The sequence below is a fragment of the Ruegeria sp. 6PALISEP08 genome (genome assembly GCF_001238295.1).
GTDB lineage: Bacteria > Pseudomonadota > Alphaproteobacteria > Rhodobacterales > Rhodobacteraceae > Ruegeria.
This window is the reverse complement of the sequence record NZ_LGXZ01000004.1, coordinates 279,511-300,546: the sequence shown is the minus strand read 5'-3', so window position 1 is coordinate 300,546 and position 21,036 is coordinate 279,511. Positions and strand designations below refer to the sequence as shown.

The 21,036-nt window shown below is 58.0% G+C and carries 20 protein-coding genes; 13 read left to right on the top strand and 7 right to left on the bottom strand.

Annotated features, from left to right (window positions below):
• Nucleotides 1-126: 126 nt before the first annotated feature.
• Genes ALB80_RS08605 through preA form a run of 3 tightly spaced genes read left to right on the top strand, consistent with a single transcriptional unit; the run spans nt 127 to nt 3,667 of the window.
• On the top strand, nt 127-1,461 hold the full coding sequence (locus ALB80_RS08605) for an NAD(P)-dependent oxidoreductase (protein ID WP_050603627.1): 1,335 nt from the start codon (nt 127-129) through the stop codon (nt 1,459-1,461).
• A 46-nt stretch (nt 1,462-1,507) separates the two neighbouring features.
• Complete coding sequence (locus ALB80_RS08600) at nt 1,508-2,344, top strand: methyltransferase domain-containing protein (protein ID WP_050603626.1); 837 nt, start codon at nt 1,508-1,510, stop codon at nt 2,342-2,344.
• 18 nt (nt 2,345-2,362) lie between these two features.
• Nucleotides 2,363-3,667 carry an NAD-dependent dihydropyrimidine dehydrogenase subunit PreA gene (gene preA, locus ALB80_RS08595; RefSeq protein WP_050603625.1) on the top strand — a complete coding sequence of 435 codons (1,305 nt, stop codon included), beginning with the start codon at nt 2,363-2,365 and terminating at the stop codon, nt 3,665-3,667.
• Between the two features lie 47 nt (nt 3,668-3,714).
• Here preA and ALB80_RS08590 read toward each other — a convergent pair whose 3' ends face one another.
• Complete coding sequence (locus tag ALB80_RS08590) at nt 3,715-4,323, bottom strand: TetR family transcriptional regulator C-terminal domain-containing protein (protein WP_050603624.1); 609 nt, start codon at nt 4,321-4,323, stop codon at nt 3,715-3,717.
• A gap of 171 nt (nt 4,324-4,494) precedes the next feature.
• Here ALB80_RS08590 and ALB80_RS08585 point away from each other — a divergent pair, with 171 nt between their 5' ends.
• From ALB80_RS08585 to ALB80_RS08540, 10 genes are all read left to right on the top strand, one after another.
• Nucleotides 4,495-5,745, top strand: a complete 1,251-nt coding sequence (locus ALB80_RS08585) for a Zn-dependent hydrolase (protein ID WP_050603623.1) — start codon at nt 4,495-4,497, stop codon at nt 5,743-5,745.
• A gap of 92 nt (nt 5,746-5,837) precedes the next feature.
• Nucleotides 5,838-7,292, top strand: coding sequence for a dihydropyrimidinase (gene hydA / locus ALB80_RS08580; RefSeq protein WP_050603622.1), 1,455 nt, complete (start codon nt 5,838-5,840; stop codon nt 7,290-7,292).
• Nucleotides 7,293-7,347: 55 nt separating this feature from the next.
• Complete coding sequence (locus ALB80_RS08575; protein WP_050603621.1) at nt 7,348-8,145, top strand: ABC transporter ATP-binding protein; 798 nt, start codon at nt 7,348-7,350, stop codon at nt 8,143-8,145.
• The gene (locus ALB80_RS08570) at nt 8,135-8,578 is read left to right on the top strand and encodes an N-acetyltransferase (RefSeq protein ID WP_050603620.1); all 444 of its coding nucleotides are present in this window, start codon (nt 8,135-8,137) and stop codon (nt 8,576-8,578) included. The genes ALB80_RS08575 and ALB80_RS08570 overlap by 11 nt, the downstream gene beginning before the upstream one ends.
• Nucleotides 8,575-9,492 (top strand): ABC transporter permease, encoded by a 918-nt coding sequence (locus ALB80_RS08565; RefSeq protein WP_050603619.1) that lies wholly within the window; start codon nt 8,575-8,577, stop codon nt 9,490-9,492. The genes ALB80_RS08570 and ALB80_RS08565 overlap by 4 nt, the downstream gene beginning before the upstream one ends.
• Nucleotides 9,489-10,334: an ABC transporter permease gene (locus ALB80_RS08560; RefSeq protein ID WP_050603618.1), complete on the top strand. Its 846-nt coding sequence runs from the start codon at nt 9,489-9,491 to the stop codon at nt 10,332-10,334. Before ALB80_RS08565 ends, ALB80_RS08560 begins: the two co-directional genes overlap by 4 nt.
• A 63-nt stretch (nt 10,335-10,397) precedes the next feature.
• Complete coding sequence (locus tag ALB80_RS08555; protein WP_050603683.1) at nt 10,398-11,393, top strand: ABC transporter substrate-binding protein; 996 nt, start codon at nt 10,398-10,400, stop codon at nt 11,391-11,393.
• A 158-nt stretch (nt 11,394-11,551) separates the two neighbouring features.
• A complete protein-coding gene (locus ALB80_RS08550) occupies nt 11,552-12,265 on the top strand; it encodes an ABC transporter permease (RefSeq protein WP_050603617.1) in 714 nt (237 codons plus the stop codon).
• A complete protein-coding gene (locus tag ALB80_RS08545; protein WP_050603616.1) occupies nt 12,258-12,992 on the top strand; it encodes an ATP-binding cassette domain-containing protein in 735 nt (244 codons plus the stop codon). Before ALB80_RS08550 ends, ALB80_RS08545 begins: the two co-directional genes overlap by 8 nt.
• 21 nt (nt 12,993-13,013) lie before the next feature.
• A complete protein-coding gene (locus tag ALB80_RS08540; RefSeq protein ID WP_050603615.1) occupies nt 13,014-13,829 on the top strand; it encodes a substrate-binding domain-containing protein in 816 nt (271 codons plus the stop codon).
• 61 nt (nt 13,830-13,890) lie between these two features.
• Here ALB80_RS08540 and ALB80_RS08535 read toward each other — a convergent pair whose 3' ends face one another.
• The 6 genes from ALB80_RS08535 to ALB80_RS08515 all read right to left on the bottom strand — a co-directional run bounded on the left by ALB80_RS08535 (nt 13,891) and on the right by ALB80_RS08515 (nt 20,949).
• Complete coding sequence (locus ALB80_RS08535) at nt 13,891-14,763, bottom strand: helix-turn-helix transcriptional regulator (RefSeq protein ID WP_050603614.1); 873 nt, start codon at nt 14,761-14,763, stop codon at nt 13,891-13,893.
• Nucleotides 14,764-14,889 (bottom strand): hypothetical protein, encoded by a 126-nt coding sequence (locus ALB80_RS22815; protein ID WP_256364016.1) that lies wholly within the window; start codon nt 14,887-14,889, stop codon nt 14,764-14,766.
• Between the two features lie 13 nt (nt 14,890-14,902).
• A complete protein-coding gene (locus tag ALB80_RS08530; protein ID WP_050603613.1) occupies nt 14,903-16,165 on the bottom strand; it encodes a c-type cytochrome in 1,263 nt (420 codons plus the stop codon).
• Nucleotides 16,166-17,374 carry a formate dehydrogenase subunit gamma gene (locus tag ALB80_RS08525; RefSeq protein ID WP_050603682.1) on the bottom strand — a complete coding sequence of 403 codons (1,209 nt, stop codon included), beginning with the start codon at nt 17,372-17,374 and terminating at the stop codon, nt 16,166-16,168.
• 75 nt (nt 17,375-17,449) lie between these two features.
• Nucleotides 17,450-18,043 carry a formate dehydrogenase FDH3 subunit beta gene (gene fdh3B / locus ALB80_RS08520; RefSeq protein WP_010439472.1) on the bottom strand — a complete coding sequence of 198 codons (594 nt, stop codon included), beginning with the start codon at nt 18,041-18,043 and terminating at the stop codon, nt 17,450-17,452.
• Nucleotides 18,044-18,054: 11 nt separating this feature from the next.
• Complete coding sequence (locus ALB80_RS08515) at nt 18,055-20,949, bottom strand: formate dehydrogenase subunit alpha (RefSeq protein ID WP_050603612.1); 2,895 nt, start codon at nt 20,947-20,949, stop codon at nt 18,055-18,057.
• Between the last annotated feature and the right edge of the window lie 87 nt (nt 20,950-21,036).

Genomic DNA, 21,036 nt, shown 5'->3' with positions numbered 1-21,036 from the left:
ACGTAATCCGGGTCATTTGGCCCAGTTTTTCAATTTTTTGACCCTTTGATAAATTTTACCAATTGATAAAAATTTTTTTTGTGGCAAGCTGAGAGCATAACAAACATATCTACAGGGAGTAGAGTGATGGCACAGGGCCAGATGGCACCCGGGATCGTCTCCGGGCGGCTTTCAAGCGATGAGCTGACCTCGAATTTCACCGATCTGCATCCGCCGCTGGCCCCGCACGAGGCCGCCGTTGCCGCAGATCGCTGTTATTTCTGCTATGACGCACCATGCGTAACCGCGTGTCCAACGGATATCGATATTCCGTTGTTCATTCGCCAGATTCAGGCCGGGCAGCCACAATCGGCGGGGCGGACTATTCTTGAACAGAACATTCTGGGCGGGATGTGCGCCCGTGTCTGCCCGACGGAAACACTATGTGAAGAGGCCTGTGTTCGCGAAACCGCCGAGGGTAAACCGGTTGAGATCGGTCGCCTGCAGCGCTTTGCGACCGATGACATCATGGCCTCGGGTGCGCATCCGTTCGACCGTGCGGCCTCGACCGGCAAGACAGTGGCTGTTGTCGGGGCAGGGCCCGCAGGTTTGGCGTGTGCGCATCGGCTGGCGATGCTGGGTCATGACGTCGTGATCCATGAAAGCAAACCCAAGCCCGGTGGCCTGAACGAATATGGCATCGCTGCCTATAAATCGACCAATGACTTTGCGCAGGCCGAGGTAGACTGGCTGCTGAAAATAGGCGGCATCGCGATTGAAACCGGATCGGCTCTGGGTGAAAGCATCTCGCTGGAGGGTCTTGTCGAAAACTACGATGCGGTTTTTTTGTCCATCGGCCTCGTCGGCGTAAACGCCCTGCGTGCAGGCGGTGTCGACAAGGACGGTGTGCGCGCAGCAGTCGATTTCATCTCGGACGTGCGGCAGGCCAGCGACCTCGCCAATCTGCCGGTAGGTCGAAATGTTGTTGTCATTGGCGGGGGCATGACAGCGGTGGATGCGGCTGTGAAGTCCAAGCTGCTGGGTGCTGAACACGTTACCATCGCGTACCGCCGAGGTCGCGACGCCATGGGCGCAAGCCGGTATGAACAGGATTTGGCGGCCTCACACGGCGTTCGAATCCTGCCCAATGTGCAGCCGGTGGCTGTACACGGCAACGGAACTGCAGCCGAGATCGAACTAGAATATACGTCCAGCCAGAACGGTCAGCTCACGGGTACTGGCGAGACGATCCGTCTGCCAGCCGATCAGGTGCTCAAAGCCATCGGTCAAACTCTGGAAGGCGCGCCAGAAGGGCTGACTCTGGACGGCAACAAGATTGCCGTTAGCGGGGCTGGCCGCACCTCCTTGACCGGGGTCTGGGCAGGCGGTGATTGCGCTGCGGGGGGGGAAGACCTGACTGTGACCGCAGTTGCCGAAGGTCGGGACGCGGCGATGGACATCCACGCGACGCTCGTTTCGTGATAGGGTGGGGTACTCACCCCATTCCTTTCGCTGCTGAGGTATTCCCATGTCCCAGATCGAACAAGCTGTTGCTCAACATTATACCACCGGTGCCCTGACCGAACGCGTCCGCGCGGCGCTTGAAGCCAGCGGCATCGATCCCGATGCGGCCACCGTTGCCGATCTGAAGGCAGGGGACGAGTTCCACACGGGCGGCGTTCTGGCGACGGACAACCTGTTTGGGCAACTGTCGCCGACCCATGCAACACGCATTCTTGACGTCGGGTGCGGTATTGGTGGTACCTCGCGGTACATCGTGGATCGCTATGATTCAACGGTGACCGGCATCGATCTGACGCCGGAATTCGTTGAAACGGCTACAGCGCTGAGCGACCTGGTCGGGCATTCCGAGAAGGCCAGTTTTCACGTGGGCAGCGCATTGGATATGCCGGTGCCGGACGCGGGATTTGACCTTGCGGTCATGATGCATGTTGGCATGAACATCGAGGATAAGACTGGGCTTTTTGCCGAAGTGTCGCGGACGCTCGCCACGGGTGGAACCTTTGCCCTGTTCGATGTCATGGGCGGAGACATGGATGAGCCGCTGGCTTTCCCGCTTCCCTGGTCCACTGTGCCAGAGACTTCCTTCGTTCACGCGCCAGACGTGTACAAAAACGCAGCGGCAGCGGCGGGACTTGAACTTGAGACCGAATCCGACCGCACCGAATTTGCGATACAGTTCTTCGAGGATGTCTTTGCCAAAATTGCCGAAAGCGGCCCCGCGCCGCTGGGGATCCACCTGATGATGGGCGAGACGGCGCCCGAAAAGTTCCAGAATTACGTCACAAACCTAAAGGCCGGGCGCATCCGCCCGACTGAAATGATATTCAAGAAATCCGGCTGAGCCGGGAAGGGAGAAGCCATGGCCGATCTGACGACAAACTTTCTGGGCATTTCCAGCCCCAACCCTTACTGGCTGGCCTCAGCGCCGCCGACCGACAAGGAATATAACGTCCGACGTGCCTTCGAGGCCGGATGGGGTGGTGTTGTCTGGAAAACGCTGGGGGCCGAAGGTCCGCCGGTCGTGAACGTGAACGGCCCACGCTATGGCGCTATTTATGGGGCTGACCGCAGGTTGCTGGGCCTGAACAACATCGAGTTGATCACTGACCGGCCATTGGAAGTGAACCTCGAGGAAATGGCGCGGGTCAAGGCGGACTACCCGGATCGCGCGCTGATCGCCTCGATCATGGTTCCGTGTGAGGAAGAGGCATGGAAGGCGATTCTGCCGCGCGTCGCAGAAACCGGCGCCGATGGGATCGAACTGAACTTCGGCTGTCCCCACGGTATGAGTGAGCGTGGCATGGGTTCAGCCGTAGGTCAGGTGCCGGAATACATCGAAATGGTCACGCGCTGGTGCAAGAAATACTATGATCGCCCTGTCATCGTGAAGCTAACGCCGAATATCACGGATGTCCGCAAACCAGCTGCGGCAGCCAGAAATGGTGGTGCGGATGCTGTGTCGCTGATCAACACGATCAACTCGATCACCAGCGTCAATCTGGACACGTTCAGCCCAGAGCCGTCGATCGACGGCAAAGGCAGCCACGGTGGCTATTGCGGCCCTGCGGTGAAACCGATTGCTCTGTCCATGGTATCCGAAATCGCGCGGGCTGAGGCCACGCATGGCATGCCGATTTCCGGCATTGGCGGCGTCACCACATGGCGCGACGCGGCTGAATTCATTTCGCTGGGTTGCGGCAATGTTCAAGTTTGTACTGCCGCGATGACCTATGGCTTCAAGATCATCGACGAGTTGACGGCGGGTCTGTCTGAATGGATGGATGAAAAAGGTTATTCCAGCATTGACGAGGTGATCGGTCGTGCGGTGCCCAATGTCACCGACTGGAAGTATCTGAACCTGAACTATATCGCCAAAGCGAAGATCGATCAGGACCAGTGCATCAAATGTGGCCGTTGCTATGCGGCCTGCGAAGACACCAGCCACCAGGCGATTTCGATGTCGGAGGACCGGGTGTTCGAGGTGATCGACGAGGAATGCGTCGCCTGTAACCTCTGTGTTGATGTCTGCCCGGTCGAAGACTGCATCTCGATGGTGCAGATGGCAGCAGGCGAGGTCGATCCGCGCACAGGCAAAGAGGTTCAGCCATCTTATGCAAACTGGACCACGCATCCGAACAACCCGATGGCCAAGGCGGCTGAGTAAAGGGATCGCAACAGATTACCAAGGGGCCGGTTTTGCGGCCCCTTTTTTCAGGGGGTCAGAAGTTTTCGATACAATGTATCGACAAAGGGACCGGCACCTTCAAACGGATCCTCTTCGCCCAAAATCGCACGCACCTGAACCTCGAAATCAGCGTAATGCTGCGTCAGCGCCCAGATCGAAAACATCAGGTGATAGGGGTGCAGCCGCGCGATCTTTCCCTGATCCATCCAGCGCGTTAGGATCACGGTTTTTTCATCGACCAGTTCTTTGAGGTCATTGGACAAAGCCTCGTGGATACGCGGCGCGCCTTGAACCAGTTCGTTGGCAAAAAGGCGGCTTTCGCGTGGCAGTTCCTGACTCATCTGCAGCTTTCGCTGGATGTAGGACAGGATTTCTTCCATCGGATCGCCATTTTCGTCGAGGTCGTGCAGAGGGGCCAGCCAGGTCTCAAGCAGGCTCGACAAAAGCTCCGTATGGATGGCCTCTTTCGACGGGAAATAATACAGCAGATTTGGCTTGCTCAGCCCCGCCTCAATAGCGATTTGATCCACGGTCGATCCGCGAAACCCGTGTGCTGAAAACACGTTCAGGGCGGCCTCGAGGATCGCGGCGCGGTTCTTTTTCTGAATGCGAGTCGGTGCGCGGTCTTTCGGCATGTTTTCGGCGTGTCTCTTTTTTTGTCGAAAGGCGCGGAATTCAGTGAAAATTCAAGCTGTGCCGCGCAATTTCTTGACTGATATCGAACCCGTGATAGCGTGAGTTTGACCAGATGGTCAAATCAAGACACCAAAAGCGAGCCAAATCGCAAGCAAGCAGGGAAGATGAACATGGCAGCTCCGGCGCAGAATCTCAGGATCAATGGCGACAGGTTGTGGGACAGCTTGATGGAGATGGCCAAGATCGGCCCCGGTGTGGCCGGCGGCAACAACCGTCAAACCCTGACCGACGAGGACGCCGCGGGCCGCGCCCTGTTCCAGAAATGGTGCGAGGAAGCAGGCTGTTCCATGGGCTTGGACCAGATGGGCAACATGTTTGCACACCGCGAAGGGACAGATCCGGATGCACTGCCGGTCTATGTCGGATCGCATCTGGATACGCAGCCGACGGGCGGGAAGTATGATGGTGTTCTGGGCGTTTTAGGGGGGCTGGAAATCATCCGGACCCTCAACGATCTTGGGATCAAGACGAAGCATCCCATCGTGGCGACCAATTGGACCAATGAAGAAGGCACGCGCTATGCGCCCGCCATGCTGTCTTCGGGGGTGTTCGCCGGAATGCACACGCAGGACTGGGCGTATGAGCGCGAGGATGCCGAGGGTAAGAAATTTGGTGATGAGCTCAATCGCATCGGCTGGCGCGGTGATGAGGAAGTCGGCGCGCGGAAGATGCACGCATTTTTTGAACTGCATATCGAACAGGGCCCGATTCTGGAGGCCGAAGGTAAGGATATTGGCGTTGTTACACACGGGCAAGGGTTGAGCTGGACCCAGATCACCGTGACCGGCAATGATGCCCATACCGGTTCAACACCGATGCCGATGCGTAAGAACGCCGGGCTGGCAATGGCGCGTATTCTGGAGAAAGTGGACGAGATTGCCTGGTCACATGCGCCACACGCAGTCGGGGCGGCAGGTCATATCGATGTGTATCCGAACTCACGTAACGTGATCCCGGGAAAGGCAGTGTTCACGGTCGATTTCCGCTCGCCCGAGTTGGATGTAATCACCGATATGGAGAACCGTCTGCGGGTGGCGGCCGAAGACATCGTTGAGGAAATGGGCCTAAAGATTGAGTTCGAAAAGGTCGGTGGGTTCGATCCGGTGAATTTCGACGACGATTGCGTGTCTGCCGTGCGCAATGCAGCCGAGCGGCTGGGCTATTCGCATACAGATATCATCTCGGGCGCGGGGCATGACGCCTGCTGGATCAACCGGGTGGCACCGACGGCAATGATCATGTGCCCATGCGTGGACGGGTTAAGCCATAACGAGGCGGAAGAGATCAGCAAGGAGTGGGCTTCGGCTGGGACGGATGTTCTGTTGCATGCGGTCGTCGAGACGGCGGAGATCGTGGAGTAGGGGGCTCTGCCCCCGTCGCCTGACGGGCGACTCCCCCGGGATATTTTTAGCCAGATGAAGCAAGCGGCGCAGACCGCATCAGGGAGATTATAATGAGCACAGTTATCAAGAACGGAACGGTCGTCACTGCGGATTTGTCGTACAAAGCAGATGTCCTGGTCGAAGGGGGTGTGATCACCGAGATCGGGATGGATCTGAGGGGGGACAAGGAACTGGATGCAACCGGCTGTTATGTGATGCCGGGCGGGATCGATCCGCATACCCACTTGGAGATGCCTTTTATGGGCACCTATTCCAGCGACGATTTCGAAAGCGGCACGCGTGCCGCTTTGGCTGGCGGCACGACGATGGTCGTGGATTTTGCGTTGCCCAACCCCGGCGAAAGCCTGCTGGATGCGTTGAAGCGCTGGGACAACAAATCGACACGGGCGAATTGTGATTATTCGTTCCACATGGCGGTTACATGGTGGGGCGAACAGGTCTTCGACGACATCAAGACAGTGATCGAGACGCGTGGCATCAACACGTTCAAGCATTTCATGGCCTATAAGGGCGCGTTGATGGTGAATGATGATGAGCTGTTTGCATCTTTTAAACGCCTGGCCGAGCTAGGTGGAACTGCTATGGTGCATGCCGAGAATGGTGATGTGGTGGCCGAGCTAAGCGCCAAGCTGCTGGCCGAAGGCAATACCGGACCAGAGGCACACGCATATTCGCGCCCACCGCAGGTTGAAGGCGAGGCCACGAACCGGGCCATCATGATTGCCGATATGGCGGGGGTTCCGCTTTATGTAGTGCATACGTCCTGCGAAGAAGCACATGAGGCCATTCGGCGCGCCAAGATGCAGGGCAAACGGGTGTGGGGGGAACCTCTGATCCAGCATCTCACACTGGATGAGAGCGAATATTTCAATAAGGATTGGGATCACGCAGCGCGCCGGGTCATGAGCCCCCCATTCCGGAACAAGCAGCATCAGGACAGCCTTTGGAACGGTCTTCAGTCGGGGTCTCTGAGTGTCGTGGCCACAGACCATTGTGCCTTTACCACCGAGCAGAAGCGCTATGGTGTGGGCGATTTTACCAAGATTCCGAACGGGACCGGAGGACTTGAAGACCGGATGCCAATGCTATGGACCCACGGGGTGAATACAGGGCGTCTGACACCGAATGAGTTTGTAGCCGTCACTTCAACTAACATCGCCAAGATATTGAATTGCTATCCGAAAAAGGGGGCAGTTCTTGTTGGTGCGGATGCGGATCTGGTGGTTTGGGACCCTGAAAAAGCCAAGACGATCCGCGCCGATGTGCAACAATCTTCGATCGACTACAACGTGTTCGAAGGCAAAGAGGTCAAAGGTCTGCCACGCTTTACGCTGACACGAGGCCACGTAGCGGTGCACGATGGCGAGATCCGGACGCAGGAAGGTCACGGTGACTTTGTGGCGCGCGAGGCGAACACGACCGTCAACAAGGCTTTGAGCACGTGGAAAGAGCTGACAGCCCCAAGACCCGTTGAGCGGACGGGCATTCCGGCGACCGGTGTTTGATCCGTTTGGGCCGCTTTGCAGGCGGCCCTGACAACACTCTTTTCAAGGCAATAAAATGAACACTGAAAGCACGACCCAGCCCGTCATCGAGGCAAGGCAGCTGGACCTCACCTTCCAAACCAACGACGGCCCGATCCACGCGCTCAAGGACGTGAACCTGACGATCGACAAGGGTGAGTTCGTTAGCTTCATCGGGCCGTCCGGATGCGGCAAAACCACGTTTCTGCGGTGTATCGCGGCGCTGGAAACACCCACGGGCGGGACGCTGACCGTGAATGGCATGACCCCCGATGAAGCGCGTCGAAACCGGGCATATGGGTACGTCTTTCAAGCGGCTGGGCTTTACCCATGGCGCACAATCGCCAAGAACATCAAGCTGCCTCTTGAGATTATGGGATACTCTGCTGCAGAGCAGGAAGAACGGGTGAGCAAGGTCTTGGAACTTGTTGATCTTGCTGGGTTTGAAGGCAAGTTCCCCTGGCAATTGTCTGGTGGGATGCAGCAGCGGGCCAGTATCGCGCGGGCGCTGGCCTTCGATGCCGACATCCTGCTGATGGACGAACCGTTTGGCGCGTTGGATGAGATTGTGCGCGATCACCTGAACGAGCAGCTTCTGGCGCTCTGGGCGCGGACCGAAAAGACGATCGGGTTCGTGACGCATTCGATCCCCGAAGCCGTGTATCTGAGCACCAAAATCGTGGTCATGAGCCCGAGACCGGGGCGGATAACGGATGTAATCGATAGCCCTCTGCCCAAAGAACGGCCATTGGACATTCGTGACACACCGGAATTCATCGAGGTCGCGCATCGCGTGAGGGATGGACTGCGGGCGGGGCATTCCTATGACAGCTGAACTGAACGCAGATAAGATCAGACGCGCCGTGCCAGGTGACGTGACTTCCTGCGCCAAGGTCATTCATGACTGGGCAAAGCAAACAGACTGGATGTCCGAGGAATTGCCGGTGGAAGAACTGGCGAACCTGATCGGCGATGCATTCGACAGTCGTGAAATCTGGGTCGCCGGTGATCCGGTCGATTGCTATATGTCGGTTGATCCCGAGCAGCAGAAGATCGGCGCGCTGTATTGTAGCCGCACTGGGCAAGGCATCGGCAAGCGGTTTGTCGAAATCGCCAAAGAGGGAAGAGAGTTTCTATGGCTGACAACACACAGACCCAATACGGCAGCGCAGCGCTTTTATCGCCGTGAAGGGTTTGAAGTGACCGCAGAAGAACCGCCTGTACCTCCGGACACTGTGCCCGTCTATCGCATGGAGTGGCGCGCATGAAGCAGGTCTTTGCCGTACTCACTGTTGTCGCTGTAATCGCCCTGATCTGGTACGCGGCCTGTGTTCCGATGAACATCAAGGGTGTTCTGAGTGAACTTGAACGGGGCGGGGCCGAGGTTCAGCCGCCCACTGCAAGCGCGCGCCGCGACTTGGGGGAATTCGGGCTGGTTACAAACAACACGTTTGCGATCCCCGCCGCGTGGGAGCAAAAAAAACCCCGTTTGCCATCACCCCATCAAGTCGTGATTGAACTGTGGGAAACGACTGTCGAGAAGAATATCACCTCGAAACGGTCGCTGATCTATCATGGTTGGGTGACACTCAGCGCGACGATGCTTGGCTTTGTGATCGGTACGGGCCTGGGCATCCTGCTGGCTGTCGGGATCGTTCATAGCCGCGTGATGGATTTGTCTGTCATGCCATGGGCCATTGTAAGTCAGACGATCCCCATTATTGCGCTGGCCCCTATGATCATTGTTGTCCTGTATTCGGTTGGCGTTCAGGGGATCATCCCCAAGGCGATCATCTCGGCCTATCTGAGCTTCTTCCCGGTTGTCGTTGGTATGGTCAAAGGATTGCGCAGCCCCGATGCGATGCAGCTGGATCTGTTGCGGACCTATAGTGCCAGCCGGTCGCAGGGTTTCTGGAAACTGCGCCTGCCTGCGTCGATGCCTTACCTGTTTACGTCACTGAAAATCGGTATCGCGGCGTCTTTGGTTGGTGCAATCGTGGGCGAGCTGCCGACGGGGGCCGTTGCCGGGCTGGGCGCGCGTCTGCTGGCTGGTAGCTACTATGGCCAAACGGTTCAGATCTGGTCGGCCCTGTTTGCAGCGGCCATTCTGGCGGCCTGTCTGGTCGGGCTGCTCGGAGTGATTGAACGGATGGTCCTGAAGCGGATGGGGATGGCACAATGATGTTGGTTATCTTTGCTCTGTTGCTGTGGGCTGTTGGCTGGTGGCTGAACACCCGGCTGGCCAGTGGTCCTCAGGCAAACAGCCAGTTCGTTCGCTTTCTGGCACCGGTGATTTTCGGGCTGACCGTTGTCGGCGCGTGGGAGTTGTTGGTGCGCGGACTTGAGGTGCCGTTGGTTATCCTGCCTGCGCCCTCTGCCATCGCGCTGCGCTTTGCCGATAGCCTGGGCATTCTTTGGGCGGATTTTGTTCAAACAATCCTGAAGGGTGCGCTCAGCGGTTATGTCATCGGGTGCGGAGCAGCATTCCTTATGGCCATTGCTGTGGATCGGTGGGACTTCCTGCGCCTCGGCCTTTTGCCTGTCGGGAATTTCGTGGCGGCACTTCCCATCGTCGGCACGGCACCTATCCTGGTCATGTGGTTCGGGTTTGATTGGCATTCCAAAGCGGCGGTGGTTGTTGTGATGGTGTTCTTTCCGATGCTGGTCAACACCGTGGCCGGGCTGCGTGAAGCCACCGCGATGCAGCGCGACTTGATGGAGACTTATGCTGCAACCTACTGGCAGAGTTTTCTGAAACTTCGTTTGCCTGCGGCGATGCCTTTCATTTTCAATGGGTTGAAGATTTCGACAACTTTGGCTTTGATTGGTGCCATTGTGGCAGAGTTCTTTGGCTCGCCGATCGTGGGGATGGGCTTTCGGATTTCGACCAGCGTCGGTCAGCTGTCGCTTGATATGGTCTGGGCCGAGATCGTGGTGGCTGCGCTTGCCGGTACCGCATTTTACGGCCTTGTCGCAGGCATCGAGAAGGTCGTGACGTTCTGGCACCCGTCACAACGTGGATAGGAAAAGGAAAAACTCAACAGACCTCGAAAACGAGGCAACCATAAGCAACTAGGAGATATGAAGATGAACAAGCTACTTAGCGGGGCGGTTGCCGCCTTCAGTTTGGCAGCCAGCACGGCGCTAGCGGCGGACGAAGTGACGTTGCAGTTGAAATGGGTCGGGCAGGCGCAATTTGCCGGCTACTTCGTGGCGGAAGCGAAAGGTTTCTACGACGAAGAAGGGCTTGATGTCACAATCAAACCGGGTGGCCCGGACATCGCACCGGAACAGGTCATTGCCGGTGGCGGTGCAGATGTCATCACCACATGGATGGCCGCTGGTTTGGCTGCGCGTGAGCGCGGCGTTCCGCTGGTGAATATCGCACAACCGTTTAAAACGGGCGGTCTTCAGGTCAACTGCCTGAAATCCACCGGCGTCGAAACGCCCGAGGATTTCCCCGGCCGCACCATGGGTGTTTGGTTCTTTGGCAATGAATATCCATTCTACGCCTGGATGGCGTCCTTGGGCATCGAAACGGACGGCGCAGATGATAACGGTGTCACTGTTTTGAAACAGGCGTTTTCTGCAGATCCTCTGATCCAGGGGCAGGCGGATTGCATTTCCACCATGACTTACAACGAGTACCGACAGATCCTTCAGGCCGGTATCACACCTGAAGAGCTGGTGACGTTCAACTATCTTCAGATGGGTTTCGGGATGCTTGAGGATGGCCTTTATGTCATGGAAGAGAACCTGAACGACCCCGCCTTCGTCGACAAGATGGAGCGTTTTGTTCGGGCCTCGATGAAAGGCTGGAAATACGCGGCTGAAAACCAGGAAGAGGCCGCCGAAATCGTGCTGGAATTCGATGAGACCGGCGCGCAGGAATTGGACCATCAGGTCTATATGATGGGTGAGGTTGCAAAGCTTATCGAAGGATCGGACGGCGCATTGGATCCTGCCGATTATGACCAGACCGTAAAAACACTGCTGTCAGCTGTTTCCGCAGAGAACCCGGCTATTACAAAAGAGCCAGACGGCGCCTGGACGCACCAGATCACGGATGCGGCGTTGAACTAACGCAATCCGATAATTCGAACGAATTCAGCGCGGCCCCGATCGGGGCCGCGTTTTTCATTTTGGATGCCGGATTTGTGTCTGTACTCGATTGAAAATCAGAGTAGTATTTGCTTGTAAATTAACGCATTTCGTACGAAATGCAGATCATGCGGTAGAAAATGCAGGGATTAGCATCAGAATTCAGCTTGGCGGTTGCTTTGATCTTCGAAGGAGACTCAGAGCTTTGGGCGATTGTGCTTTTGTCCCTGAAAGTATCCGTGTTTGCGGTGCTGATTTCTGCCCTGATCGGGATGCCTGTCGGTGCGGCTTTGGCTGTCGCCCGGTTCCCTGGACGGCGCTCGTTGATCGTGCTGATGAATGCGCTAATGGGGTTCCCGCCCGTCGTCGTTGGACTGCTGGTCTATCTGATGTTGTCCCGTTCCGGCCCCTTGGGAGTGCTTGAGCTTTTGTATACCCCGACGGCCATGATCATCGCGCAGGTGGTTCTGGTCACCCCGATCGTTGCCGCGCTGACCCGGCAAGTGATCGAAATGCTGGCCGAGGAGTATTCCGAACAGTTGCGATCCTTGGGCGTGTCGCGCCTTGCATCGGTTCCTGTGCTGCTGTGGGACGCACGCCTGGCTTTGGTCACGGCCTTGTTGGCCGGGTTTGGACGTGCAATTGCCGAGGTGGGTGCGGTCATCATCGTGGGCGGAAATATCAACCATGTTACGCGAGTTATGACGACAACGATTGCTCTTGAGACGTCGAAAGGCAATCTCGCGCTGGCACTGGCCTTGGGGGCAATCCTGATCGGGATTGCGGTGGTGGTAAACGCCATGGTCAGCGCCGCCAGTCTGCGGGCCGAACAGGAGGGTTTGCGCCATGCGTGATTTGCTTTGCGACATGACGAAGTGTCTGCAGGTGCGCGGCCTTCAGATCCGCCGCAACGGCAGGGCTTTGCTGGATGTTGCTGATCTGACGCTGGATGGGCCGGGACCAACGTTGTTGCTGGGACCAAATGGCGCGGGCAAAAGTCTGTTGTTGCGGTGTTTGCACGGGTTGATCAGCCCGGATCAGGGGCGGGTCATTCAGGATGGTGCACCCTTGGGTCCCGTTCACACGGCACGACAGGCCATGGTGTTTCAGCAACCGGTTCTTCTGCGGCGTTCGGTTTCGGCCAATCTGGACTTTGTCCTAAGACGACAGAAGATAGCACGTGACGCGCGCAAAACCCGGATTGCCGAATTGCTGACCGAGGGCGGGCTGGAAGACAAAGCCCGACAATCTGCACGATCTCTGTCCGGGGGCGAGGCGCAGCGGCTGGCGATCCTCCGCGCCTTGGCGACAGGCCCTGAAACCCTGTTTTTGGATGAACCCACCAGCGCCCTGGACCCAAGCGCCACTCAGATGATCGAACGGATGATCCAGCGCGCCTCGACACGTGGGGTGCGGATCGTGATGGTGACGCACGACATCGGGCAGGCGCGGCGGTTGGCCGCTGACATAGTCATGATGCAGGGCGGACACGTGGTCGAACATGGACCTGCAAAACAGGTATTGGATGCCCCCGAAAGCGAGGCATCGCGTCGCTATCTGGCGGGTGGGCTGGTTACTTAAAAAGAAAAGACGGAGAATATGATGTTCCGGGCAGCTATTCGGGCAGCAGCAGTGGCACTTGGCTTAACGGCGGGGGCGGTTTCGGCGGAAACGCCGTTCATCGTCGTCCAATCCACGACATCGACGCAGAACTCTGGGTTATTGGAGTATATTCTGCCGTGGTTCGAGGCCGAGTCCGGCATAGACGTGCGCGTTGTTGCGGTGGGAACAGGTCAGGCCATTCGCAATGCGATCAATGGGGACGGCGACGTACTGCTGGTCCATGCCAAGCCGGCCGAGGAGAAATTTGTCGCAGACGGCTGGGGCGTTGAACGCAAAGACCTGATGTACAACGATTTTGTTCTGGTCGGCCCAAAATCGGATCCGGCCGAGATTCGTGGCGGATCCGACATTCTGGCTGCTTTGACTGCCATTGCGGAAGCTGAAGCCCCCTTTGCATCGCGTGGCGATGACAGTGGGACGCATAAGGCCGAGCTGAGCCATTGGTCGGCTGCCGGTCTTGATCCAACGGGTGCCTCGGGCGCGTGGTATCGTGAAACCGGATCGGGCATGGGCGCAACCCTGAACGTGGCCAGCGGAATGGACGCCTATACGCTGACAGACCGGGCCACGTGGCTGTCCTTTGGCAACCGGGGCAATCTTGAGGTATTGGTCGAGGGCGATCCGCGCTTGTTCAATCAATACGGTGTGATCCTTGTGAATCCTAAAAAGCACCATCATGTGCGGGCGGCTTCCGGTCAGCGTTTTATTGACTGGCTGACCGGGGCGGATGGGCAGGAGGCGATTGCATCCTTCCGGCTTGAAGGACAGCAGGTGTTTTTCCCAAATGCCCAATAGGTCGGACTGCGGCCAACCCGTGCAGGGTGAGTATTTTTGAAAAGATGAAGTGGTGAGGGGATCACTCACTGGCACCATTGTGGTGGATGGTGCCGGTTCCCGACAGATCATAGCCACCGAATTCCAGGGCGCGCTGGGTGAATTGATCTGAATGCAAGAGCGTCATCAGCTTTTGTATTGGTGGATCGAAAAAGGACCGTCGCCAGATCGCCAGGTCCAGCCTTTCGGAATGGGTTGGGACAAAACCCAGGTCGTAAAGCCCGGCCAAAGCACCCAGACCAAAGCCAGCCTCGGCCTTTTGATCGTGCAGGGCGATGGCCAGTTCTTCTTCGGTGCGTGCGCAGCCAGGGCAGATATCCAGATCATCCCGGCTCATGTCGTGGGCTGAAAGTTGGGCATCAAACAGGTGTTGGCTGGCTGCACTGTCCTGACGCAGGATGACGCGGCGCGATTTGAGGTCTTCGAAGGATTTGATATCCGAAACGCCTGGGGCAAGCAGCAGCCCGCGCTCACGCCGGGCGACTTCATAGAGGATCACCGGGGCTTCGCCCAACGCGTCGCGCAGGGAACTGGTGTTGAATCCGTCCTCTTCGTGGATGTGAAGCACTGCCGCCTGGGCGCTGCGGTCGCTCAGCCGAGTCAATCCGTCGAAGGAGCCATCATAATAGGTCGCTAGACCCGATCCGCTTTCGCGCAATGCCCAATCCAGCAAAGGATCATGGCTGCCTGCAACAATCGGGGGCAGGGGCGGTTCGGCCACCTGCGGGCCGGATCGCGAGGCGTTGAGCCAGGCAATGATCTCGGCTCTGGGGAACAGCAGCTTGCCCATGGCGCGCACGCAGGGCACCTCGCCCGAAGAGGCAAGATCATAGGCTTTCCGCTCGCCAATGCGCAACAGATCGGCCAGTTCGCGTGTGGTCAGATATTGAGACATTCAGTCTAGGCGCACCGCAGAACCAGACGTGGTGTCCGCAGCGCTGAACCCGATCCGATCCAAGGTAGACGGGGCTGCGACTGTAATCACGACCATCGCGACAACCGCGGCAAAAAAGGCTTTCATAGTCTCCTCCGGTTCAGTTCTGGTCGTCCGTTGCACGGCGCAGGAAGGCGATCAGGTCGTCCCGGTCCTGCTGTTCTGCAATCCGTTGCATCGGCATCTTCGACCCCGGAATGTAATGATCCGGCCCTTCATCGAAAAGGGTATTTATTGTCTGTTCATTCCAAACAATATCAGAGTCTTGCAGCGTATCCGAGTATAAATATCCGGGCAGCGATCCTGCGGGCCGCCCAAAGATGCCATGCAGTGTCGGCCCCGCCCGGCGTCCGCTGTCGGGTGTCAGGCTATGGCAGATCGAGCATTTGCGGGCGAACTGACGTTCTCCGTTCTCCATCTCTTCGGGATCTTTCAGAAAACTGGGCGCGGTCGAGGCCATTTGCTGTTGATCCGACAGCTCACCCACAGGCCAGCTGTACATAGCGGCGTCTATGCCACCTGCGTGAATGTTCTGACCGTCGCTTGAGAACGTCAGCGCCCAGACCGGTCCGCGCAGCGTCGCACGGAAATCCTGCGTGATGCGCCATTCGGTCGTGTCGATCGTCATGATATAGCCTTCGCCGTCGCCAACAGCCAAAAGGCTTCGGTCCGGGCTGAGTGCCAAGGCCAGGATCGGGCGGCGGTCCAGTGTGAAGTCGCGTTCCTCACCCGTGGTCAAATCGAGGATGCGCGTCACCCCGTCCACTGCGCCATAGGCGATCCAGTTGTCCTGCGCATTCAAAATCAATTCGTTGATGCCAAAGCCGTGTTCCACCAGACGATCTGTTTCCGCACCGGTATCAACTTCCCACAGGCGCAACGATCCATCTACACCTGCGGAATAAAGTTGTGATCCATCCGGGGAAAAGACGACCGCGTTCACGCCACTGCCCGTGGGGCCGAACAGGGTGGGGGCGGTGCCATCGACAGGCCATAAGCCGATGGTGCCGTCCCAACTGGCCGTTGCTACATGAGTTTTGGAAGCAGCCACAGAAACGATCTTGCCTTTGTGCTGACCTACGATCTCTCCGCCCGGCCAGCGACGCAGAGTGAAATCATCTCCGGCGGAATAGATCGCTGTGCCGTTGAAGACGACCGCGTTGACGGCAGCTTCGTGACCTTCCAGCCATTCGGGCGTCTGGTTCGACCATAGCCCGACGGAGTTGTCGAAACTGGCTGTTGCGATCCGGCCGTCTGGTGCCGTGGCGATCCCCATGATCGGCCCACCATGGCCTTTGAGCGTAAAGAACTCTGACCACGCGGGCAGGGGGATCACCGCAAAGGCAAAGATCAGCCAGCGCATCTATTCGGCAGGTGAGGCCGCTGCCTTGCCAGCCTCTTTTTCCTGCACCTCTTCCAACCACAGCGAGTGATGTTCGCGGGCCCATTGTTCTTCGACCTCGCCAGTACCCATGGCATCAAACGCGCCTTCCATCCCGACGGACCCAAGGTAGATATGCGCAATGATGATGGCGATGAAGGCATAGGCGACCATTACGTGCCATATCTGTGCGTATTGCATTTCTTCTTGCGGCGACATCTGCACGGGCAGGTTCAGGCCCAGAAACTGTGGAATGCCGGTGGCATTGGCAACAGAGAATGTCTTGGCGAACATCGGCAGCTCGAACGGGAACAGTAGCGACAGTCCGGACAGGCTGATCGAAGCGCCCAGCAGGATACAGGCCCAGAAGATCACCTTTTGGCCTGCGTTGAATTTCTTGGCGGGCGGATGGCTACCTTTGGTAAACAGCCCCCCACCGGCGGCCAGCCATTTCAGGTCGGTGCGGTTGGGGATGTTGTGCGCGATCCAATTCACGGTCACGATGATCAACCCCAGCATGAAAGCCCAAGCCAGATTGTTGTGAAGCCACTTGCAGCTTTGAGCGATGGTGGCAAAGCCTTCTTTTCCGAAGATCGGCATCAGGAAGTCGCGGCCATAAAGCGTCAGCAGACCGGTGACGCCAAGGATCAGGAACGACCCTGCAAACAGCCAGTGGCCAAATCGTTCAAATCCATTAAAGCGGGTGACGGTTCGGCCGGTTTTCTCTCCGTCGATGCGGATTTTGCCGCGGATTAGGAAGAACAGAACAATGATGCCCAGCATTCCGGCGATGATATAGGTGCCGTATTCGCGCAGTGGGCCGGTGCGGAATTCCCACCACCACATGCCGCCATCCTGGATCAGCACACTGTCGGCAGGCCCCCGTGATGAAACAGTGACATCCGCCGAGCCAAAGCGCAGCGCGCGGTATATATCGCTGTCCGAAGACACGCCGCTGGGTCCAAACTGGCCCAGAAAACCTTCGACATTGCCCTGGCCGGTGTTTTCCGAGCGATAGGTGTTGTCCACTTTTTCGCCTCGCTGTCGCGCAAGGATATCCTCAAGCGTTGTTGCGCCTCCGGTCGAGGCGCGCTCATCCGAGGCAGGCGGGGTCTCGGTCTCGGCGGTTTGTGCAACGGTGGCCTGTGCCAACCCAAAGGTGAACAGCAATGCGATGAGAAAGCGGAACATCTGAACCTCGGTCAAAATCCCTGATCAGGCGACCCACGGATGCAGGTCGCCTGTTTGGTTCACGAAAAGGCGGTCTTAGCCGTCTTTCTGGTCGTAGGCTGTGCCCCAACCCCACGCGCCCGAGCCAAACCCGCGCGCCACGACGCGTTCGCGGTAGACTGCGGACACTACGTCGCCGTCACCGGCAAGCAGGGCCTTGGTGGAACACATCTCGGCGCAGATGGGCAGTTTGCCCTCGGCGATCCGGTTGCGACCATATTTGGCGAACTCTGCGGTCGAGTGCGTTTCCTCGGGGCCGCCGGCACAGAAGGTACATTTGTCCATTTTGCCACGCGATCCGAAGTTGCCCGCCTGCGGATATTGCGGTGCGCCAAAGGGGCACGCGTAGAAGCAATAGCCGCAACCAATACACAGGTCCTTGGAATGCAGGACGACCCCTTCTTCGTTCTGATAGAAGCAGTCGACCGGGCACACCGCCATACAGGGCGCATCCGAGCAATGCATGCAGGCGACCGAGATCGAGCGTTCACCCGGGTTGCCGTCATTGATCGTCACCACCCTGCGGCGGTTGATGCCCCACGGCACTTCGTGCTCGTTCTTACACGCGGTTACGCAGGCGTTGCACTCGATGCAGCGTTCAGCGTCGCAGAGAAACTTTGCTCTAGCCATTATCGTCCTCCTTACGCTGCCCAGATTTTGCAGAGAGTACACTTGGTCTCCTGCATCTGGGTCACTGAATCATAGCCGTAGGTCTGGGCGGTGTTGGTACTTTCACCCAGCACATAGGGGTCTGCTCCGGCGGGGTACTTGTGCCGCTGGTCTTCGCCCTGGAAATGGCCGCCAAAGTGGAACGGCATGAAGGCCACGCCGGCACCGACCCTATTGGTCAGCATCGCCATCACCTTGACCTTGCCGCCCTCGGGACCTTCGACCCAGACCTGTGATCCGTCGCGAATACCAAGGTTGTTGGCATCGCGCGGATTGATCTCGACGAACATGTCCTGCTGCAGCTCAGCCAGCCACGGGTTCGACCGTGTCTCATCGCCGCCGCCTTCATATTCGACCAGACGACCAGACGTCAGGATTATCGGGTAATCCTTTGAAAAGTCGTTCTTCTGGATCGAAGCGTAAAGGGTGGGTAGGCGATAGGCCTGACGATCTTCGTAGGTCGGATAGTCCTCGACCAGATCGCGCCGGTTGGTATAGAGCGGCTCGCGATGCAGCGGGATCGGATCCGGGAAGGTCCAGACAACCGCGCGTGCCTTTGCGTTCCCGAAGGGCGCACAGCCATGATTGATTGCGACGCGCTGGATACCGCCCGAAAGGTCAGTTTTCCAGTTGGTCTTTGGACCGGCAACGGCGTCAATGGCCGCGCGCTCTTCGTCGGTCAGATCGCCGTCCCAACCCAGGTCCATCAGCATCTGCATCGTGAATTCAGGGTATCCATCCTGAATTTCCGATCCAACGCTATAGACCCCTTCGGCCAGCAGATTGTCGCCATCGCGTTCCACGCCAAAGCGGGCACGGAAGGTCAGGCCGCCTTCGGCCACCGGTTTGGACATGTCATAGAGGTTCGGAGTCCCCGTATGACCCATCTCAGCAGTTCCCCAGCAAGGCCAGGGCAGACCGTAGTACTCGCCGTCGTTTGGTCCGCCGATTGCCTGCAGCGTGGTTCTGTCGAACGTATGCTGGTTGGCCATATGGCTTTTCAGCCGTTCCGGCGATTGACCGGTGTAACCGATGGTCCAGAGGCCGGAGTTGAACTCACGTGTGATGCTTTCAACATTCGGGGTTTCCGGGTCATCCATTTCGATATTGCGGAAGAGTCGGTCTGCCCATCCGAACTTGTTTGCGAACTTGGCCATGATGACCTCGTCCGGCAGACTTTCGAACAGTGGTTCCACAACCTTGTCGCGCCACTGCAGCGACCGGTTCGATGCCGTGACCGAGCCACGAGTTTCGAACTGCGTACAGGCGGGCAACAGGTAAACGCCATCGGTACGGTCATGCAGAACGGCCGAGACGGTGGGATACGGGTCGATCACGACCAGCATGTCCAGCTTCTCCATCGCCGTCTTCATTTCCGTCATCCGGGTCTGCGAGTTGGGCGCGTGGCCCCACAGAACCATAGCGCGGACATTGTTGTCCTGATCCATGTTTGCCGGGTCTTCCAGAACACCATCGATCCAACGGGAAACAGGTATGCCGCGTTCGTTCTGCAGCGGCTTGTCCTTGCCTTCCTTGTCTTTGATCGAGGCGAACTGGCCAGCTAGCCATTCCGGTTCTTCACCCCAGACACGGGCCCAGTGTCCCCAGGCACCGGCCGAAAGACCATAGTAGCCGGGCAGGGTATGGGACAGAACACCGAGGTCCGTCGCACCCTGCACGTTGTCATGGCCGCGGAAGATGTTGGTGCCACCACCCGAGGTGCCCATGTTGCCAAGCGCAAGCTGTAGCACGCAGTAAGCGCGGGTGTTGTTGTTGCCGTTGGTATGCTGCGTGCCACCCATACACCAGATCACCGTTCCAGGACGGTTGTTGGCCATGGTGCGCGCAACACGCTTCAGCTGCGATCCCGGCGTACCGGTGACGCGTTCGACCTCATCCGGGTTCCACTTGGCGACCTCTTCACGGATCTGGTCCATCCCCCAGACACGGGTGCGGATGAACTCTTTGTCCTCCCATCCGTTGTCGAAGATGTGCCACAGAATACCCCAGACCAAAGCGACGTCGGTACCGGGGCGGAAGCGGACATATTCATCCGCATGCGCCGCGGTGCGCGTAAAGCGCGGATCGCAGACGATCAGCGGGGCGTTGTTCTGCTCTTTCGCGCGCAAAACGTGCAGCAGCGAGACCGGGTGCGCCTCGGCCGGGTTACCGCCGATAATGAAGATAGCCCGAGAGTTGTGGATGTCGTTATACGAATTGGTCATGGCGCCGTAGCCCCATGTATTCGCAACCCCCGCAACAGTGGTTGAGTGGCAGATACGGGCCTGATGGTCCACGTTGTTCGTGCCCCAATAGGCAGCAAACTTGCGGAACAGGTAGGCCTGTTCGTTGTTATGTTTGGCTGAACCCAGCCAGTATACGCTGTCCGGCCCGGATTCTTCGCGGATGCTCATCATGCCGTCGCCGATCTCGTTGATCGCTTCTTCCCAGCTGATGCGCTTCCACTCGCCGCCTTCTTTTTTCATCGGGTACTTGAGGCGGCGTTCACCATGCGCGTGCTCTCGAACGGCAGCGCCCTTGGCGCAGTGTGCGCCCAGGTTGAAGGGGCTGTCCCAACCGGGTTCCTGCCCGATCCAGACACCGTTCTGCACTTCGGCGATAACCGTACATCCGACCGAGCAGTGGGTGCAGATGGATTTGATATTCTCGACGGCCTGATTGGCCGCTGTCTGGGCACTGGCTGGCGTCACGGTTCCACCCGTGGCGCTGATCGCGGCAAGACCGCCGATCGTGAGGCCCGAGCCACGCAGAAATGCGCGGCGATCGACGGTTTTTTCGCCGACCTGGGACAGGATACTTGTCCGCTGGGGGCGTCTCGCAACCCCGTTGGTCTTTTTCCTAAGCATTTGTTTCCTCCCTTGCGCGCCGTGTACGCCACGGCTGGCTTGGTACTGCTGAAGCCGACGTCAGGGCCAATCGCAACCGTCTGTCGG

Bases quoted from the DNA above. Each gene is read 5' to 3' on its own strand.
- ALB80_RS08540 (WP_050603615.1), top strand. From the start codon at position 13,014: ATGTTCCGGGCAGCTATTCGGGCAGCAGCAGTGGCACTTGGCTTAACG.
- ALB80_RS08560 (WP_050603618.1), top strand. From the start codon at position 9,489: ATGATGTTGGTTATCTTTGCTCTGTTGCTGTGGGCTGTTGGCTGGTGG.
- ALB80_RS08525 (WP_050603682.1), bottom strand. From the start codon at position 17,374: ATGTTCCGCTTTCTCATCGCATTGCTGTTCACCTTTGGGTTGGCACAG.
- ALB80_RS08600 (WP_050603626.1), top strand. From the start codon at position 1,508: ATGTCCCAGATCGAACAAGCTGTTGCTCAACATTATACCACCGGTGCC.
- ALB80_RS08515 (WP_050603612.1), bottom strand. From the start codon at position 20,949: ATGCTTAGGAAAAAGACCAACGGGGTTGCGAGACGCCCCCAGCGGACA.
- hydA (WP_050603622.1), top strand. From the start codon at position 5,838: ATGAGCACAGTTATCAAGAACGGAACGGTCGTCACTGCGGATTTGTCG.
- ALB80_RS08605 (WP_050603627.1), top strand. From the start codon at position 127: ATGGCACAGGGCCAGATGGCACCCGGGATCGTCTCCGGGCGGCTTTCA.
- ALB80_RS08550 (WP_050603617.1), top strand. From the start codon at position 11,552: ATGCAGGGATTAGCATCAGAATTCAGCTTGGCGGTTGCTTTGATCTTC.
- ALB80_RS08590 (WP_050603624.1), bottom strand. From the start codon at position 4,323: ATGCCGAAAGACCGCGCACCGACTCGCATTCAGAAAAAGAACCGCGCC.
- ALB80_RS08570 (WP_050603620.1), top strand. From the start codon at position 8,135: ATGACAGCTGAACTGAACGCAGATAAGATCAGACGCGCCGTGCCAGGT.
- preA (WP_050603625.1), top strand. From the start codon at position 2,363: ATGGCCGATCTGACGACAAACTTTCTGGGCATTTCCAGCCCCAACCCT.
- ALB80_RS08565 (WP_050603619.1), top strand. From the start codon at position 8,575: ATGAAGCAGGTCTTTGCCGTACTCACTGTTGTCGCTGTAATCGCCCTG.
- ALB80_RS08585 (WP_050603623.1), top strand. From the start codon at position 4,495: ATGGCAGCTCCGGCGCAGAATCTCAGGATCAATGGCGACAGGTTGTGG.
- fdh3B (WP_010439472.1), bottom strand. From the start codon at position 18,043: ATGGCTAGAGCAAAGTTTCTCTGCGACGCTGAACGCTGCATCGAGTGC.
- ALB80_RS08530 (WP_050603613.1), bottom strand. From the start codon at position 16,165: ATGCGCTGGCTGATCTTTGCCTTTGCGGTGATCCCCCTGCCCGCGTGG.
- ALB80_RS08545 (WP_050603616.1), top strand. From the start codon at position 12,258: ATGCGTGATTTGCTTTGCGACATGACGAAGTGTCTGCAGGTGCGCGGC.
- ALB80_RS08535 (WP_050603614.1), bottom strand. From the start codon at position 14,763: ATGTCTCAATATCTGACCACACGCGAACTGGCCGATCTGTTGCGCATT.
- ALB80_RS22815 (WP_256364016.1), bottom strand. From the start codon at position 14,889: ATGAAAGCCTTTTTTGCCGCGGTTGTCGCGATGGTCGTGATTACAGTC.
- ALB80_RS08555 (WP_050603683.1), top strand. From the start codon at position 10,398: ATGAACAAGCTACTTAGCGGGGCGGTTGCCGCCTTCAGTTTGGCAGCC.
- ALB80_RS08575 (WP_050603621.1), top strand. From the start codon at position 7,348: ATGAACACTGAAAGCACGACCCAGCCCGTCATCGAGGCAAGGCAGCTG.